10 protein-coding genes and 6 pseudogenes are annotated in these 15,209 nt (G+C 69.2%); 8 read left to right on the top strand and 8 right to left on the bottom strand.

Annotated elements, in window-relative coordinates; genetic code table 11:
* Window positions 1-29: 29 nt before the first annotated feature.
* The 3 genes and pseudogenes from ACFY9E_RS18780 (at window position 30) to ACFY9E_RS18770 (ending at window position 1,650) form a co-directional block, all read left to right on the top strand.
* Complete coding sequence (locus ACFY9E_RS18780; protein WP_390984968.1) at window positions 30-884, top strand: hypothetical protein; 855 nt, start codon at window positions 30-32, stop codon at window positions 882-884.
* A gap of 119 nt (window positions 885-1,003) precedes the next feature.
* Window positions 1,004-1,234: pseudogene (locus ACFY9E_RS18775) on the top strand (lamin tail domain-containing protein); the annotation flags it as partial.
* Window positions 1,235-1,434: 200 nt separating this feature from the next.
* Window positions 1,435-1,650 (top strand): DUF6207 family protein, encoded by a 216-nt coding sequence (locus ACFY9E_RS18770; protein ID WP_390984965.1) that lies wholly within the window; start codon window positions 1,435-1,437, stop codon window positions 1,648-1,650.
* A 10-nt stretch (window positions 1,651-1,660) separates the two neighbouring features.
* Here the strand turns inward: ACFY9E_RS18770 and ACFY9E_RS18765 are convergent.
* Both ACFY9E_RS18765 and ACFY9E_RS18760 read right to left on the bottom strand, forming a co-directional pair.
* Window positions 1,661-1,932, bottom strand: a pseudogene (locus ACFY9E_RS18765) (HNH endonuclease); the annotation flags it as partial.
* A gap of 181 nt (window positions 1,933-2,113) precedes the next feature.
* Window positions 2,114-2,869: an IS6 family transposase gene (locus ACFY9E_RS18760; RefSeq protein WP_390984962.1), complete on the bottom strand. Its 756-nt coding sequence runs from the start codon at window positions 2,867-2,869 to the stop codon at window positions 2,114-2,116.
* 578 nt (window positions 2,870-3,447) lie between these two features.
* Between ACFY9E_RS18760 and ACFY9E_RS18755 the strand changes: the two are divergent.
* Window positions 3,448-4,218, top strand: a pseudogene (locus ACFY9E_RS18755) (helicase associated domain-containing protein); the annotation flags it as partial.
* An 872-nt stretch (window positions 4,219-5,090) separates the two neighbouring features.
* On the opposite strand, the gene ACFY9E_RS18750 reads toward ACFY9E_RS18755, so the two are convergent.
* Entirely contained in the window at window positions 5,091-5,549 is a 459-nt protein-coding gene (locus tag ACFY9E_RS18750; RefSeq protein WP_390984959.1) for a nuclear transport factor 2 family protein, read from the bottom strand.
* Window positions 5,550-6,051: 502 nt separating this feature from the next.
* Here ACFY9E_RS18750 and ACFY9E_RS18745 point away from each other — a divergent pair.
* Window positions 6,052-6,332, top strand: a pseudogene (locus tag ACFY9E_RS18745) (hypothetical protein).
* 172 nt (window positions 6,333-6,504) lie between these two features.
* Window positions 6,505-7,359 carry a class A beta-lactamase gene (gene bla, locus ACFY9E_RS18740; protein ID WP_390984957.1) on the top strand — a complete coding sequence of 285 codons (855 nt, stop codon included), beginning with the start codon at window positions 6,505-6,507 and terminating at the stop codon, window positions 7,357-7,359.
* A 76-nt stretch (window positions 7,360-7,435) separates the two neighbouring features.
* Here bla and ACFY9E_RS18735 read toward each other — a convergent pair whose 3' ends face one another.
* The 3 genes and pseudogenes from ACFY9E_RS18735 to ACFY9E_RS18725 all read right to left on the bottom strand — a co-directional run bounded on the left by ACFY9E_RS18735 (window position 7,436) and on the right by ACFY9E_RS18725 (window position 9,932).
* Entirely contained in the window at window positions 7,436-7,579 is a 144-nt protein-coding gene (locus ACFY9E_RS18735; protein WP_390985139.1) for an RICIN domain-containing protein, read from the bottom strand.
* A gap of 91 nt (window positions 7,580-7,670) precedes the next feature.
* Window positions 7,671-8,435 (bottom strand): annotated as a pseudogene (locus tag ACFY9E_RS18730) (IS6 family transposase).
* Between the two features lie 153 nt (window positions 8,436-8,588).
* Window positions 8,589-9,932, bottom strand: a complete 1,344-nt coding sequence (locus ACFY9E_RS18725) for a family 43 glycosylhydrolase (RefSeq protein WP_390984954.1) — start codon at window positions 9,930-9,932, stop codon at window positions 8,589-8,591.
* On the opposite strand from ACFY9E_RS18725, the gene ACFY9E_RS18720 reads away from it, so the two are divergent.
* Window positions 9,931-10,071, top strand: coding sequence for a hypothetical protein (locus ACFY9E_RS18720; protein WP_390984951.1), 141 nt, complete (start codon window positions 9,931-9,933; stop codon window positions 10,069-10,071). The genes ACFY9E_RS18725 and ACFY9E_RS18720 overlap by 2 nt on opposite strands.
* 8 nt (window positions 10,072-10,079) lie before the next feature.
* Here ACFY9E_RS18720 and ACFY9E_RS18715 read toward each other — a convergent pair.
* A pseudogene (locus ACFY9E_RS18715) lies at window positions 10,080-10,318 on the bottom strand (hypothetical protein); the annotation flags it as partial.
* 915 nt (window positions 10,319-11,233) lie between these two features.
* Window positions 11,234-13,432, bottom strand: a complete 2,199-nt coding sequence (locus tag ACFY9E_RS18710; RefSeq protein ID WP_390984949.1) for an MMPL family transporter — start codon at window positions 13,430-13,432, stop codon at window positions 11,234-11,236.
* A 344-nt stretch (window positions 13,433-13,776) separates the two neighbouring features.
* Between ACFY9E_RS18710 and ACFY9E_RS18705 the strand changes: the two genes are divergently transcribed.
* Window positions 13,777-15,183, top strand: coding sequence for an FAD-dependent oxidoreductase (locus tag ACFY9E_RS18705; protein WP_390984947.1), 1,407 nt, complete (start codon window positions 13,777-13,779; stop codon window positions 15,181-15,183).
* The last annotated feature ends 26 nt before the right edge of the window (window positions 15,184-15,209 follow it).

Below are 15,209 nucleotides of genomic sequence, written 5' to 3'. Positions count from 1 at the left end.
ACGTGAACGAACCAGGGCCCCGTTCTTCAGTGGGGCTCGAACGCACAGACCCGCCAGCCGGGACGCCCCCGACGGCGCTGATCAACATCGTGGTCGCGCAAGCGTCGTTCATCGCCGCGCTGATGTTCTACGTGGGGGTGATCTACACAGGCGCGTACTACGGTTACTTCCACCTCTCCCCGTTTGCGCTCGGCTTCGGCTTCGGTGAATTCGTTTTGCACAGCCTGCACTTGGTGACGTTTCCGGTTCTTGTGGGCGCCGCCGCGCTGTGCTTCGTCGTGGCGATCGCCGGACATCAGCCGCAAATGGGACTCCACGTCCTGATGCGCAGCGCCGGACGGGGGGCGTCGGCTCTGGCCCGCCACTATCTGATCGTCGTGGCCGCGGGCTTGCTTCTGCTCGTGCTGTGGTGGCAGTGGCAGGTGCTTCTGCCGTACCGCTGGGTGGGACCCCTCCTCGTCGGTTTCGGCCTGGTGCTCGGAGTGGTACGGCAGGCTGGCCTGAGCCGCCCGAGGAGCCCGTGGCAGATGGCTGCGCTCGTTCTGGCCGCCGGATTGTTCCTGCTCTGGGCAGTCACCCTTGTCTCCGGCCAACTCGGCGAACGGAACGCCAGGAACGACGCGCGCAACGTAACTCTGCGCACCGGTCTGGTGGTCCACAGCACCCAGTCACTCGGCCTCTCGTCGTGGGCGCCCGGCCTGCGCCACCGGGATCTCGGTGCGGGCGTCCACTTTCGCCACCGCTACGAGGGCCTGCGGCTCATTGTGGAGCGCGCCGGGCGTTACTACGCCGTGCCCATCGGCTGGCGGGCGCGAACCGACCACGTCTTCATCCTCAGGGAAGGCGAGGGTGTGCGCATTGAGCTCACGCCCGGTGTGCAGTAAGACTGGGCTCGCCCCACCGCCGCTGATCCCGCCGCGGCACCGAGGCGAACACATCGGCAACGAACTCCGATAACTCACCCCGGAGTCGTTCCACTTCCCCCAGCCTCATGCCAAGAAGCACCTTCGACCACTACCGCCTCGAGGGCCGCGCCACCGTCCGCATCCACACCGGCATCGGCCTCGACCGCAGCACCGACCTCTACCAGGACCGCCGCCACTACGTCTGGGACAACCGCTCCGACACCGCCACCCTGCGCAACGACCGCGGCCGCTTCATCGACGACGCCTCCTGGGGCCACCACCGCCACGGTGGCGGTCACGGGCACGGGCACGGGCACGGGCACCGATGACCGGCAGGAGCCGCAGAGCTGAGAACCTCGTCGACGCACTGACGCGACGGCGGCGCCCCCGGCCCTGCAGGGCCGGGGGCGTCACCGTGGCCGTCAGAAGGCGCCCCCCCCCCAGCGCCGGCATTGGCCTGCGCGTGCTCGGTCGAGCGAAACGACGTGGTGGACGGAACCTGCACCGGTAGGGCCTCGTCATGCCGGGCATGAAACCGATCAACGAAGCGCATGTGGCGCAGCCGGGCCTGGCCGTCGTCGAGGTTGCGGCGTGCGACGACCAGACCGCGTTCGCCGTCCAGGAGCTGCTCGCCGGGCGCTGGGCGACCGCGACGACGGATAGGACAACCCGGGTGCCGGGCGAGCCCGGTGTGCGGCTGCGTTGTTACCTGGACGTGCGCCAAGAACTCACCCCGCAGCACTGAGGCTCACTGCCTACTCGGCCGGCCCGTAGGTGACGCTCTGCAGCGGGCAGTTGCCGGCCAGCTCCGCAGCGCCGCCAGCTCGGTCTCGTCCACGGTCAGATTCCAGCGCAGCTGGGTGGCCACCCACTCCCCCACGTAGTGGCAGTGCACGTCAGCCCCGGGCGAAAGCCACTGGGCGGGGTCCTGGTCGGCCTTGCTGCGGTTGGAGCGGGCGGTTACCGCGACCAGCGACGCCTCCTGCCCCTGGTCGTTGACGTAGCCCTCGCGGCACTGCGCGACCCAGCCGACGCGCCGCTGCCCGTACCCCATACGACGAGACCTCAGACAGCTACCTTGTCGGCCTCCACCTAGGCGCCTTGATGATCTGAAAGACCTCACCCGGAGCGGCGGCGCTGTCACGTTGTTGGGCACGTGGGTATCTGACGTGGTGCCAGAGTGTGGCTCCCAGGCCTTCAGTCTTGATTCAAGCTGCGGTGGACTGGCCGACGGTGCCGGTGATCTGGTCCCAGATTGCGAAGCGGGTGGTCATCTCGGTGCGGTGGTCGGGGGCGTTCATCAGGTGCCGTCGGGGGCGGAAGTGGGGCGAGATGCCGCTGAAGGCGGACAGGAACCGCTGGGCTGCGCCGACGCTGCGGAAGCCCTTCATCGCGCGTTCGCGTTGCCTGGTGGGCTGGTGGCTGTTCTCGGCCCGGTTGTTCAGGTACTGCGACTGCCGATGTTCGACGGAGGGTATGACCTCGCGGTGGGCCGCGCCGTAGGAGCGCAGCTTGTCGGTGACGATCACCCTCGGCACCGTGCGGGTTCTTGTGAGAAGACGGCGGAAGAAGCGCCTGGTCGCAGCCGTGTCCCGCCGGTTCTGCACGAGGATGTCGAGGACGTTCCCGTCTTGGTCGACGGCCCGCCACAGGTACTGCAACCGCCCGTTGATCTTGATGAAGACCTCGTCCAGGTGCCACTTGTCTCCTGCCTGGGGCTGCCTGCGGCGCAGCGCATTGGCGTAGGTCTGCCCGAACTTGGCGCACCAGCGGCGGATCGTCTCGTAGGAGACGACGATCCCGCGCTCGAGCATGAGCTCCTCAACATCGCGGAAGCTGAGCGGGAAGCGGTGATACAGCCACACGCAGTGGGAGATGACCTCGACCGGGTACCGGTGGCCCTTGTACGACGGCGGCGTGCTCTCCACGTACGGCCCCTCCAGCGTGATCAACCCGAAGATCATCCCACAGTCAACGTGACAGCGCCGTCCGGCGGGCAGAACCTCTCGTACACCCAACTGGCAGCCCTGAAGGAGGAGATCGGCGCCAGTGGGCGCGTTCTCTCGCACAGCGTGCTCGGGGACATGGGCGGCCCGCTGCGCGCTGGCGACATCCTCAAGCACGCCACCCGGCACCAACTGGACACCTCCCTACTGCCCCTGCTCCGCGGCGAACGCGCCTGCTGCTTCTCCCTCACGGAGACCGACGCGGGCTCCGATGTGCGCTCCATGCGCACCGTCGCGATCCCTGACGGCGACGGCTACCGCCTCTCGGGCACAAGGTGTTCTCTTCGGCAGGCCCGTTCGCCGACTTCGCAACGTCGGCTTGCCCTGTGCGCCGACGGCTACACGGCGCCCACTCTTGCGAGGTTCGCCATGCACCTGGACCCCATGGTCTTCCGCTTCACCGCCAGCGGCCCCAGCGCCGAGAGCGCATTCACGAACCACGCCGCCAAGGACCGGACACTTCCGGTCGACCCGTTCGCCCGGCGCGCAGACCTGACGAAGGTCGGCCGCGTCACCGCTGGTGTGGCTCGAGGGCGGGCTACCAAGCCCTCCTCCGCTGGCGCAAGGAGAACGGCATCACCGGCCTGTACGCCGTCCCGTACGACACCGAGGTCGAGGTCGGCGTCACCAAGGACTTCCCGCTGGGGCGGTGGGTGCACCAGCAGCGCAAGACGCTGCGCGCCGGTGAGCTCGATCCGCACCGCAAGGAGCTGCTCGACGCCCCGGAGGCCGGGATGGTGTGGGAGCCGGGCGAGGAGGCGTGGGAGGGCAAGCTCGCCGCGCTCCGCTCGTACCGGCGGGCGACCGGGCATCTCGCGCCGCGTCAGGACGCGGTGTGGGGCGAGGGCGAGGCAATGGTGCCCATCGGGCAGCACATGGCGAACCTCCGGCGGAAGGGCGGCCTGGGCAAGGACCCGAAGCGCGCGGAGCAGCGCGCGGCGCAGCTGGCGGAGATCGACCCGGACTGGAGCTGCCCGTGGCCGCTCAACTGGCAGCGCCACTACCGCGTCCTGGCGGACCTGGTCGACGCCGACGGCGCCCTGCCCTACATCGCGCCGGGCGTCACGTTCGACGGCGATGACATCGGCACCTTGAGGTGGCGGCAGCAGGACCCGGGCACCTGGGCGCAGCTCCTGCCCGAGCAGCAGGAGCGGCTGACCGCGCTGGGCGTACAGCCCGACCAGGCCGTCCCGGCGGCGGCGCGTGCGACGAAGGGCCCGAGCAAGGCACAGGCGGCGTTCCAGCGCGGCCTGGCAGCCCTCACGCAGTGGGTCGAGCGGGAAGGCGCGGACCGACCCGTACCGAGGGATCGGAACACCCCCGCGTCGGCGGGGAGGACACCAAGGGACGCCAGGCGCGCTCCGCCGACCATCCACGGTCCCCCGCCGTGCCTTTAGCGGTCTCGCCGGTACGGCGAGCGGGACGCTCAGGGTCTTCGCCCCAGGGTGAGGTCCCGCGGCATGGTCAGGGGTCAGGGCCACAGGTTCGCCAGGCAGAGGCCGAACGGCTGTGGCGGACCCTGGACTGTCACCCGTGCGTCCGTGGCGACTGCTCCTGGGCGGGGTGGGGTCCGGTGCTCAACGGGCGACGGTTGTTCACCACCCAACTCTTCAATCGGCCGGACGGGTCGCATTCATGGAGCTGCAGGGCTGACCAGCTCGACGGCACCAGCCACATCGCGGCAGCGGCTGCTCCCCCTCGACCACGGCCGGCGGTGCGGTCTCCTCACGCGGCCGCATCCGCGACGGCGGTAGTACGGCGCCCGGCCCGACTCCGGCGGGGTCGACGGCGAACCGGTCCGCCCCTCCCCCCTCCCGTAGCCAGCCTCTTCTCCAGCACCACCGATCCGCCGCAGACGGCTGCGCCCGCGCCACGTAAACCGCCCACCGTGTCCGTAGACCCCCGTCGGCCAGGCGGAATCATCTGGGCACCATTCGGAGCTGGCCGGGCGGCATGACGTCTGAGCTGGGGTTTTCCTGTGCCGGGGTGCGAATTTTCGCGAGAGTTGCAGGGCTAACCCTCGCGTACCGCAAGGTGCGGTCCTGACGCGGACGGACCGCGTCTCATCCGGCCTTGGAGTCCAACGTGAACGGTCTCGACACCCGCACCGCTGTACTGCTGCTGGCGGGCGTCGGTGGTCGGCCGTGGGCTCAGCCAATGTCGGTCCGCCGATCCGGATCTACTGTTCGTTGACGGCTGCCCCCATGTCGCCAGGCCGAGAAACCTCGCCGAAGATCATGCGATGCCCGCGGGCTGTGTCCATGTACTCGCGGACACGGTGGATCAATCCGTCCCGAAGCTCGAAGACGAAGCAGTAGTCGTTCGCGTAGCGGCTGCCGTTGGCCAGAGTCGCCGTCATGGTCTCTTCCACGACCACCCGCTCGCCGTCGGCGTAGAACCCGTGAAAGGTGACGGCGACGTCGCGCACGAAGAAGCGGGGAAAATCCTCGGCGAGGAAGTGCACGATCGCCTTCCTGCCGACCAGATGGCTGGGGCCCTCCAGCGCGACGGCAGTAGCGTTCCCCGGGGGCGCCAGCCACTCGGCGTCCTCGGTGAAGACCGCGGAGATCCGGTCGGTGTCGTGGCTCGCGAACGCCTTCCAGGCGTTCTCAACGATGGCGCGGCTCTGCTGTGACATGCCCGCGACCCTAGGCAACCGAAGACGCAGGGGCTGGCGGTTCTCCGACATCACCCCCGGGATCTCGGGGCTGACGCTCCCGCCGTGCGCAGTCCGCACAGCTCGGCGGGTGCATGGGTCGTCGTCCACCTCTGGAGCACGATCTGTGTTCCTCCACCGACTACCGTCCGTGACACCAGAACTGGCCGTACGTGGGAAATTCGAACTGGCCGCTGTCACCCGCCCACACCGTCAACCAGCGTTCTCCCAGCTCAAGGGCTTCCCTGGAGGAGAACTACACCCAACTGAGTTTCCGCCAGCAGCAGACAGCCTCAAGACCGGGCACATAACGATCTACGGCTGGAGTACTAGTACTCCAGCCGGACTTCTGTATTTGTCCTGGTCAACGGCTCGGCGGTGGGGAGGGTAGCGGGGGCTTGGCATGCACGGGACGGTCTTGGGCCGGCTGTCCCACACCCTGGAAGAACCCGCGTTGTCAGTGGCGGCTGCAAGGCTTGGTCGGATGAACGGCGACGAGCAGCTGCTGAACGGCCGGGTCTACGGCGCGGAGCACGACGACCCCCACACCGGACCTACGCCGAACTGGTCGGCGGACCGGTGGACGGTCTGCTGCTGGACATCCACGGGTGGCGAACCGAAGAAGTCGACGACGGCGTGGCCCTGTCCCCCGAACTTGGACGCTGGCCCGGCGGCCGCGCCCTGTACGACCCCCGCCCCGGCGAACCCCGCACACCGGGCCCGGGTGTGAGCTGCCGCTTCTACTACTCCGGCGACACGCCCTGACCATCAGCAGCCCGACCACGGCAGGCCAGCCGCGGCGTTGGTGGCTGCTGTCGGATGCAACCAGGGCGCGAGGCGCTGCGTCGATCACTGACGGAACTGCTGACGCACATTGATGAAGGAGTGAGTGATGTTACGGACGAGCGGCCCTCTTGCCTCGGCTATGAGCCGGCGCATGCTGCTTGTGGCCGGTACGGCCACCGCGACGGCCCTGCTCACGACCGCGCCCGCCCGCGCGTCCGCCGGTGTCACCGGCGGTCTTCGCGCTCTGGAGGAGGGGTACGGGGCCCGGCTGGGGGTCTACGCCCACAATGTCCGTACCGGGGAAACGATCCGGCACCGTGCCGACACGCTTTTCCCGATCTGTTCGCTGTTCAAGACGCTCGCCGCCGCGGCGGTGCTGCGCGACCTGGACCGCGACGGCGAGGTGCTGGCCCGCCGGATCCACTACACGGCGGCCGACCTCCTCGAGAACTCGGACGTGACAAGGGATCACCTGGGCACGGGCATGACGATCGCCGAGCTGTGCGACGCCACGATCCGCCACAGTGACAACACCGCGGGCAATCTGCTCCTGCGCGAACTGGGCGGCCCCACGGCGATCACCCGTTTCGCCCGCTCCCTCGATGACCCGGTGACCCGGCTGGACCGGTGGGAGACGGAGCTGAACTCGGGCGAGCCGTGGCGGATCACCGACACCACCAGCCCGCGCGCGATCGGCCGCACCTACGCCCGGCTCGTCCTCGGCGACGCGCTCAGCCGGCCCGACCGCGCGCTGCTCACGCACTGGCTGCTGCACAACCAGACCAGCAGCACCCGCCTGCGCGCGGGCCTGCCGTCCTCGTGGGCCGTCGCGGACAAGACGGGTGGTGGTTCCTACGGCACCAACAACAACGTGGGTATCGCCTGGACCGAGGACGGCAGCCCGCTGGTCCTCTCCATCATGTCCCGCAAGTTCGACCAGGACGCCACGACGGAGAACAAGCTGATCGCGGACACCGCGCACCTCCTGGCCGGCGCCCTGCGCTAACACCACCTCCCGCACGTCCCCGTCGACAGGTGCCCGGCCCTGACGCGAGCGTCAGGGCCGGGCACACGGACGGTTCTCAGGAGATGGTGAACATCTGGTGGTCGCCGCCGTCGAACGGGCGTTGCTCCAACTGGTCGCCTTGGGCGTCGTCTGCGGTGAGGTAGAGACCGCTGTGGCGGTTGAGGAGCCGGACACGGCCGTTGCCCGCGTCCTCAGCCAGCCATTCGTCGTTGGGGCGTTGTCACGTTGTTGGGTGTGTGACTGCCTGACGGCGCGTGGGGGCAGGGTGGGCTTGGGAGCTGGGCCTGTGCTCAGGCCACGGTGGCAAGGCCGACGACGCCGGTGATCTGCTCCCCGATGGCGAAGCGGACGGTCATCTCGGCTCGGTAGTCGTGGGCGGGCATCAGATGACGGCGGGGCCGGAAGTGGGGCGAGATGCCGCTGAACGCGGACAGGAACCGCTGGGCCCCGCCCACGGAGCGGAAGCCCTTCATCGCCCGTTCGCGCTGCCTGGTGGGCTGGTGGCTGTTCTCCGCCCTGTTGTTCAGGCCCTTGTGCGAGCGGTGCTCGACGGAAGGCATGGCCTCGCGGTGGGCCGCGCCGTAGGAGCGGAGCTTGTCCGTGACGATCACCCGCGGCACCGTGCGCGTCTTCTTTATCAGGCGGCGGAAGAAGCGCCCGGCCGCGGCCTTGTCCCGCCGGTTCTGTACGAGGATGTCGAGTACGTTGCCGTCCTGGTCGACGGCCCGCCACAAGTACTACAGCTCACCGTTGATCTTGATGAAGACCTCGTCAAGGTGCCACTTGTCGCCGGTCCGGGGCCGGCGACGGCGTAGTCCGTTCGCGTAGGCCTGGCCGAACTTGGCGCACCAGCGGCGGATCGTCTCGTACGAGACGATGATCCCGCGCTCGAACATCAGCTCCTCGACCTCACGGAAGCTGAGCGGGAACCGGAAGTACAGCCACACGCAGTGGGAGATGACCTCGACCGAGTAGCGGTGCCCCTTGTACAACGGCGACCTGCTCTCCACGGGCACCCCTCCAGCAGGATCAACCCGAAGATCCTCCCACGCCATAGCCAACGTGACAGCGCCGGGAACACAGCACAGCGTGACGAAGCAGGAAGCCACGGATTCCCGCCCGTTGCTGTGTCACGTAGCGGCACAGCAACGGACGGGAAGGCCGGAATTCCCGGGCTTCAGCCCGAGGAGCACGTCAACGCGGTGCGGTTACGCGGCGCGGGTGAACTGCCACCAGTTGACATTGAACAAGAAGCCGCTGCCGCCGCTGAACGTCAGGTAGAGGTCACGGGTTCCCGTCACGCCGCTCACTGGGCAGGTCACCGTTCTCCAGGCCTGCCAGCCACCGGTGTTCGGCACACCGCACCGGCCCACGATCGACCCGCTCGGACTGTCCAGGCGCACTTCGAGGGTGCCGCCGCTGGTGGCCGAGGCGACGCGTGCGGCGAAGGAGGAGGCGCCGGCCCCGAAGGCCACTCCCTTGACCTTGATGTAGTCGCCGTTCTCGATCCAGCCGACGTCCATTCCGCCTTCACTGTTCCATTCGGTCTCGATCCCGGAACCCCAGGCGATCGTCTCGGCCTCCTGGCGGACGTACGGATCGAGCGAGCCGGCCTGCGGGGCACCCGCGCTCGTCATGTTGATCGTCGGAATGCTGCCGTCGGCGTTGTAGGAGAACTTCTCCACCGCAACCGAGCGGGTGAAGCCGCCTCCGCCCGGGAGGGCGCCGTTGTGGTAGAAGAAGTACGAACTGCCCTTGAAGTCCACGATGCCCGCGTGGTTGGTGAAGCTGTTGCCCTGGGCGGGCATGACTGTTCCACGGTAGGTCCAGGGTCCGGTCGGGCTGGGTGCCGTGGAGTAGGCGATGAACTCCTGGCAGCACCTGGCCGCGTACACCAGGTAGTACAGACCGTTCCGCTTGTAGGCCCACGGCCCTTCTTCGTACAGCGTGGGACGGTTGGTGTCGCCGGTGCGGGTGCCGAATCCCGAGGTGGTGAGCGGGATCTTGGTGGGGCTGCCCGAGAAGGAGGTCATGTCGGCGTTCAGCTTGACGTACCAGAGGTTGGGGTTGCCCCAGTAGAGGTAGGCCTGACCGTCGTCGTCGATGAAGACGGTCGGGTCGAACTCGGTGTTCTCCAGCAGCGGGTGGCCGAGGGCGTCCCGGAACGGTCCGGTGGGGCTGTCCGCCACCGCCACGCCGATGGCGAATGCGCCGGTCGCCCGGACCGTCACCGGTACGTACCAGTAGAACTTGCCGTTCCGTTCGATGGCTTGGCCGGCCCACGCGTTGGCGCCCGCCCAGCTGAAGGTGTTCAGGCTGAGCGGTGAGCCGTGGTCGGTCCAGTTGACCATGTCGGCGGAGGAATACACCCGCCAGTCCTTCATCACGAAGGAGGAGGTGGAGCCGTCCTCGTCGTGCCCGGTGTAGAGGTAGACCCGGCCGTTGTACACCAGCGGGGCGGGGTCGGCGGTGTAGACGTTCTGCACGATCGGGTTGTCGGCCCTGGCCGCCGTGGGATGCACCGCGGCAGGAAGGACGGCGAACGCCAACATGAGGATCAGCACCCAGGTTGCCCGGGCGAGTCTCGTACCGGTGGCGGGTGATCTCACTGCGGTCGGGGGAGCCATTGGCCTGTGGACGTCGGTACTGGACACGGTGTGGTCCTTCCTGGTGCTGCGGCTCGGGGACTGAGCAGCCGGTCAGATGCGGGGAGAGGGACGTTGCCGAGCTCGGGGTGTGGTCAGCGCGAACCGTGCGATGCGGACGGAGTCGCCGGGTGTCCGCGTGGCGCAGTTGGTAAGGGCGAAGCGGCAGCCCATGAAGAACTGCCAGGTGTCGCCCATGGTGAACACGGGCCCCAGGCGGGTGAAGTTGGTGCCGTCGGGGCTGTGGAGAAGGTTCCCGGACGGGAGGCGCCGGGGCGGATGTCGGCGGCCGCGCACGGCGCTGGTGGTGGCCGCCTGAGCGGGGCTGGCGGGGAGCGTCGCCGCCAAGGCGGCCGGGGCGGCAACGGTAGCCACGAGCACCGCAGACGGGTGTTTGCGGCTGAAACTACGTCTGGTGCATGCGAACCTCGTCATCCCTTGAACTGGCGGTACCGGTGCGCCCGTCAGAGGCTGTCCGGAATCCAACGGGGTGCGACCCTGATGTGTTCGATATGTCGAACACAGGTCGAAGTGTCGATCGACTGGATCATAAGGTCCGGGTGAACTGCGTCAATATTTTTCGCACGATTCGCGAGCCAAAATCGCAGATTGAACCAAGCGGCTTCGGGCTCCGTGGTTATGCGGGTCTCTTGGCGCGAGGGGGAGGTAGCAGCGTGTGCGGGCGCGGGCTTGGTGATCATTACGGGCCACGCCGGCGGGTGCGCCGACCGATCAGGCGCACGTGTGCCTCGCTGCCCTGCTCTGGCTCGAGACGCTCGAAGGCACCGGCGTTGAGGGAATCGTGGCCAAGCCGCTCCCGTCGTCCTACAAGGCCGGCCGTGTGGGCGAAGGTCAGGCACGCGGACACAGTCGACGCCACCGTGGTCGGCTTCACCGGCACAGTCCGGCATCCGAAGGCGCTCGCCGTAGGGCTCCCTGACGGACGGGTGGCGCTGTCCCAGCAGCTGACGACGGCACTCGCGTCCGTCATCGACCCGCGCCTGCCCCCAGGCCAAGGCGGGCGTTCACGAAGGCCGGCGACTCCTACACGCCCGCCCTCTGCAACGTGGTGGTGGGTCGTGACGGGCACGACGAGGCGACCGCTGTCGCGGTGTGCCCGGGCAGGGCGAGACCCTGGCTTGGATGTGGCGCCCCCTCCAAGCCAGGACACGCGCGCGCCCGGCGGATCCGCCGGGCGCGCAGCCGGTTCAGGAGACCCGCTCAGGCTCCCTGTGCTCCGCCTCGGGGGCCTTCTGGAGGCGGGTGCCCTCGACGTCGAGGTCGGGCAGGAAACGGTCGAGCCAGGCGGGGAGCCACCAGGCGTGGCGTCCGGCGAGGGCGAGGACGGCCGGGACGAGGGTCAGGCGGACGGCGAAGGCGTCGATGGCCACGCCGACGGCGAGGGCGAAGGCGATGGGCTTGATCAGGGCGTCGTCGAGGGGGAAGAAGCCGGCGAAGACGGTGAACATGATCAGGGCGGCCGCGGTGACGACCCGGACGCTGTGCCGCGCGCCGTCGGTCACCGAGCGGCGGGCCACCCCGGTGTGCACCCACTCCTCCCGCATCCCGGAGACGAGGAAGACCTCGTAGTCCATGGCGAGTCCGAAGAGCACGCCGATCAGGATGATCGGCAGGAAGCTGACGACGGGACCGGTGTGGGCCAGGCCGAGGACGTCGGCCAGCCAGCCCCACTGGAACAGGGCGACGACCAGGCCGAGCGAGGCCGCCACCGACAGCAGGAATCCGACGGCGGCCTTGAGCGGGATGACCAGCGAGCGGAACACCATGGTCAGCAGGATCAGACTGAGGCCGATGACGATCGCGATGAACGGCAGCAGGGAGGCGCTGAGGCGGTTGGAGACATCGATGTTGACGGCGGTGGTACCGGTGACGGCGACCCTCGCTTCGGTGGTTTCCCGCAGTTCCGGGGCGGCGGCACGGATGTCGTGGACGAGCCGGTCGGTGCGGACGCTGTCGGGGCCGGTCTCGGGGACGACCTGGATGACGGTCTGCGCCGAGTCGCGCGTGGGAACCGCCGGCAGCACTGCCCTGACGCCCTTGAGGTCCCGCAGCTTGCGGGCGACCTCGGAGCCCGCCTGCGCGCCGGGACGGCCGTCTGTCTCGGTCAGCACCAGGAGCGGGCCGTTGAAGCCGGGGCCGAACTTGTCGCTGATCGTGTCGTAGGCCTTGCGCTCGGTGGAGCCGACCGGGGCAGAGGCGTTGTCCGGGAGGGCCAGGCGCAGGTCGGCGGCCGGGAGGGCGAGTGTGAGAAGGAGGCCCGCGACGGCCAGGACGGTGAGCAGGGGCTTGGCGACAACGAACTTCACCCAGCGGGCGCCCAGGGTGGTCTGTCCGGCGGATCCGTCCGGGTCGGTGGCCTGCTGGGCCGCCTGACTGCCGGGCTTCGGGGTCAGCCGGGCGCCGGCGAATCCGGCGAGGGCCGGGACCAGGGTGACCGCGGCCAGGACGGCGACGAGGACGGCTCCGGCGGCACCGAGGCCCATCACGGTCAGGAACGGGATGCCGATGACGCTGAGTGCGGCCAGGGCGATGATCACGGTGCTGCCGGCGAAGACGACGGCGCTACCGGCCGTACCGTTGGCCAGCGCCGCGGATTCCTGCGGCTCGGTGCCGCGAGCGAGCTGCTGGCGGTGGCGAGAGAGGATGAACAGGACGTAGTCGATACCCACGGCCAGCCCCAGCATCAGCGCGAGGGTGACGGCGGTGGAGGAGATGCTGACCGCCGGAGCGAGGGCAAGCAGTCCGGCGAGTCCCACGGCCACGCCGATCAGGGCGGTCAGCAGCGACATGCCCGCGGCAAGCAGGGAGCCGAAGGTGACGACGAGGACGAGCAGGGCGACGGCGACACCGATGATCTCGGACGGGCCTATGTGAACGCCCTTGCTGCCGTAGACACTGCCGCCGACGGAGGTCCGCAGCCCGTTCTCCTGGGCCGCGTGGGCGGCCCGCTCTATGGCGTCCAGCGACGAGGCGCTTACTTCGGCCCGTTGCACGGAGTACTGCACCTGCACGATCGCCGTGCTCCGGTCGGCCGAGACGGCGCCGGTGACGGCCGGGCCCATGACGGCGCTGACCTGGGGTGCCTTCGAGGCCGCGGCCTCAGCTTTGGCGATGGCCGCGGTGAAGCGGGCGTCGGTGACCCGGCGGCCCTCGGGTGCGGTGACGACGATCTGGGCGTTCACCCCCGAGGCTTCGGGCAGTGTCCTGCCGAGCGTGTCCAGCGCGCGTTGTGACTCCGTCCCCGGCACGGTGAAGCGGTCGTCGAGCTTGCCGCCGAAGACGCTGACACAAGCGATGAGCGCGGCCAGGACCACGAGCCAGATGCCGAGCACGAGCTTGCGGTGGCGGTAGGCGCTGCGGCCCAGCCGATGGAGCAGGACTGCCATGGCGAACTCCCAAGGTCGGTGAGGCATTCCCGGTGGTCCTGACGCGGACGCGGGACGAAAGGCGGAACGGGTCGGCCCTGCGCCGTTGAGCGGCTACGGGCATGAGGCGTGGAGGTGCCGCCGGGCGGCATCCGAGCTGCTTCGCCACCGACTTTATCAACCGATCATGTCGGTTGACCAAATCACCCAACTAAAGCTTCTGACATTGTCACTCGACCATGTCGTGTGTATGGTGTGGTCACCGGAGCGCACCACCCTCGGGAAAGCCAGGTCATGGGCCTGTCCCCCCTTTCCCTACGGGCACTTAGGCAGCGCCGGGACCGCCCCCATGACAAGGAGTGATCATGACCAGCACGCAGGACCGGGACACCACCAGGTCACACCAGGCCCGCAGGGCGGATGTAGTCGTGATCGGTGCCGGGCTGGCCGGTCTGACAGCGGCGCGGGAGCTCGTCGCGGCGGGCAAGTCGGTGGCCGTGCTGGAGGCCCGGGACCGGGTCGGCGGCCGGCTGCTCAACCACCACCTCGGCGACGGACAGGTCACCGAGATCGGCGGCCAGTTCGTCGGCCCCACCCAGGACCACATCCTCGCCTTGGCCAAGGAGGTCGGGGTGGACACCTACCAGGCCGCCGTCCCCGGCGAGACCGTCTACGTCAACGACGGCAAGGCCAAGCGGTTCACGGGCCACACCCCGCCGGACCTGTTCGCGCTGCCGGACATGGGAATCGCCCTGGCCCGCATCGGCCAGGCCGCGGCCAAGGTGGACCCGGCGGCACCGTGGCGGGCCCCCAACGCCCGTGAACTGGACGGCATGACCTACGAGACCTGGCTGCGCAAGGCCGAGATCACCGGCGACGCCGTCGACATGATCAACCTGTTCCTGAACTCCGCCTACGGCGGCGAAGCCCGCGACGCCTCCGCCCTGTTCAGCCTCTGGTACGTCTCCACCTTCGGCAACGAGACGCACCCCGGCACCATGGAACGCGGCACCGGTACCACCGGCGGTGCCCAGGACAGCCGGTTCGTCGGCGGCTCCCAGCTCGTCGCGCAGCGCCTCGCCGAGGAACTCGACGGCCGCGTCCACCTGTCGGCGCCCGTGCGGCGCATCAGCCAGGACTCCACCGGCGTCACCATGGTCTGCGACGCCGGCGATTGGCGGGCCGAGCGGGTCATCGTCGCCGTACCGCCGCTGGTGGCCTCGCGGATCGTGTGGGACCCGCTGCTCCCGGCGCAGCAGGACCAGCTCTTCCAGCGGCTGCCGTTCGGCACCCTCATGAAGTGCGTGGCCGTCTACGACAAGCCCTTCTGGCGCGAGGACGGGCTGTCCGGCATGGGCCTGCTGCGCGGCGGCTCCCCCATCCGCGAGATGTTCGACAACACCCCGCCCGGCGGCGGACCCGGCGTCCTGATGGGCTTCCTCGGCGGCCGGGAATGGCGCAAGTGGGCCCACCGCCCGGCCGCCGAGCGCCGCGGCGCCGTCCTGCGCTGCTTCGCCCAGGTCGTCGGGGACCGCGCCTTCGACACCGTCGACTACGTCGAGCAGGACTGGACCGCCGAGCAGTGGACCCAGGGCGGCCCCACCTCCGTCGCCGCCCCCGGCGTGCTCACCGACTTCGGCCAGTGGATGGGCCGCCCCCACGGCCGCGTGCACTGGGCGGGCGCCGAGTTCTCCCCCTACTGGAACGGCTACATGGACGGCGCAGTGCGCTCCGGCCGCCACACCGCCAACGAACTCCTCCACCAGCACTGAACGCGAGAACCACCGACCAGCAAGGA

Source organism: Streptomyces sp. NPDC012466 (assembly GCF_042955215.1).
In the GTDB taxonomy this organism is placed as follows: Bacteria; Actinomycetota; Actinomycetes; order Streptomycetales; family Streptomycetaceae; genus Streptomyces.
This window is presented reverse-complemented; position numbering and strand designations above follow the sequence as displayed.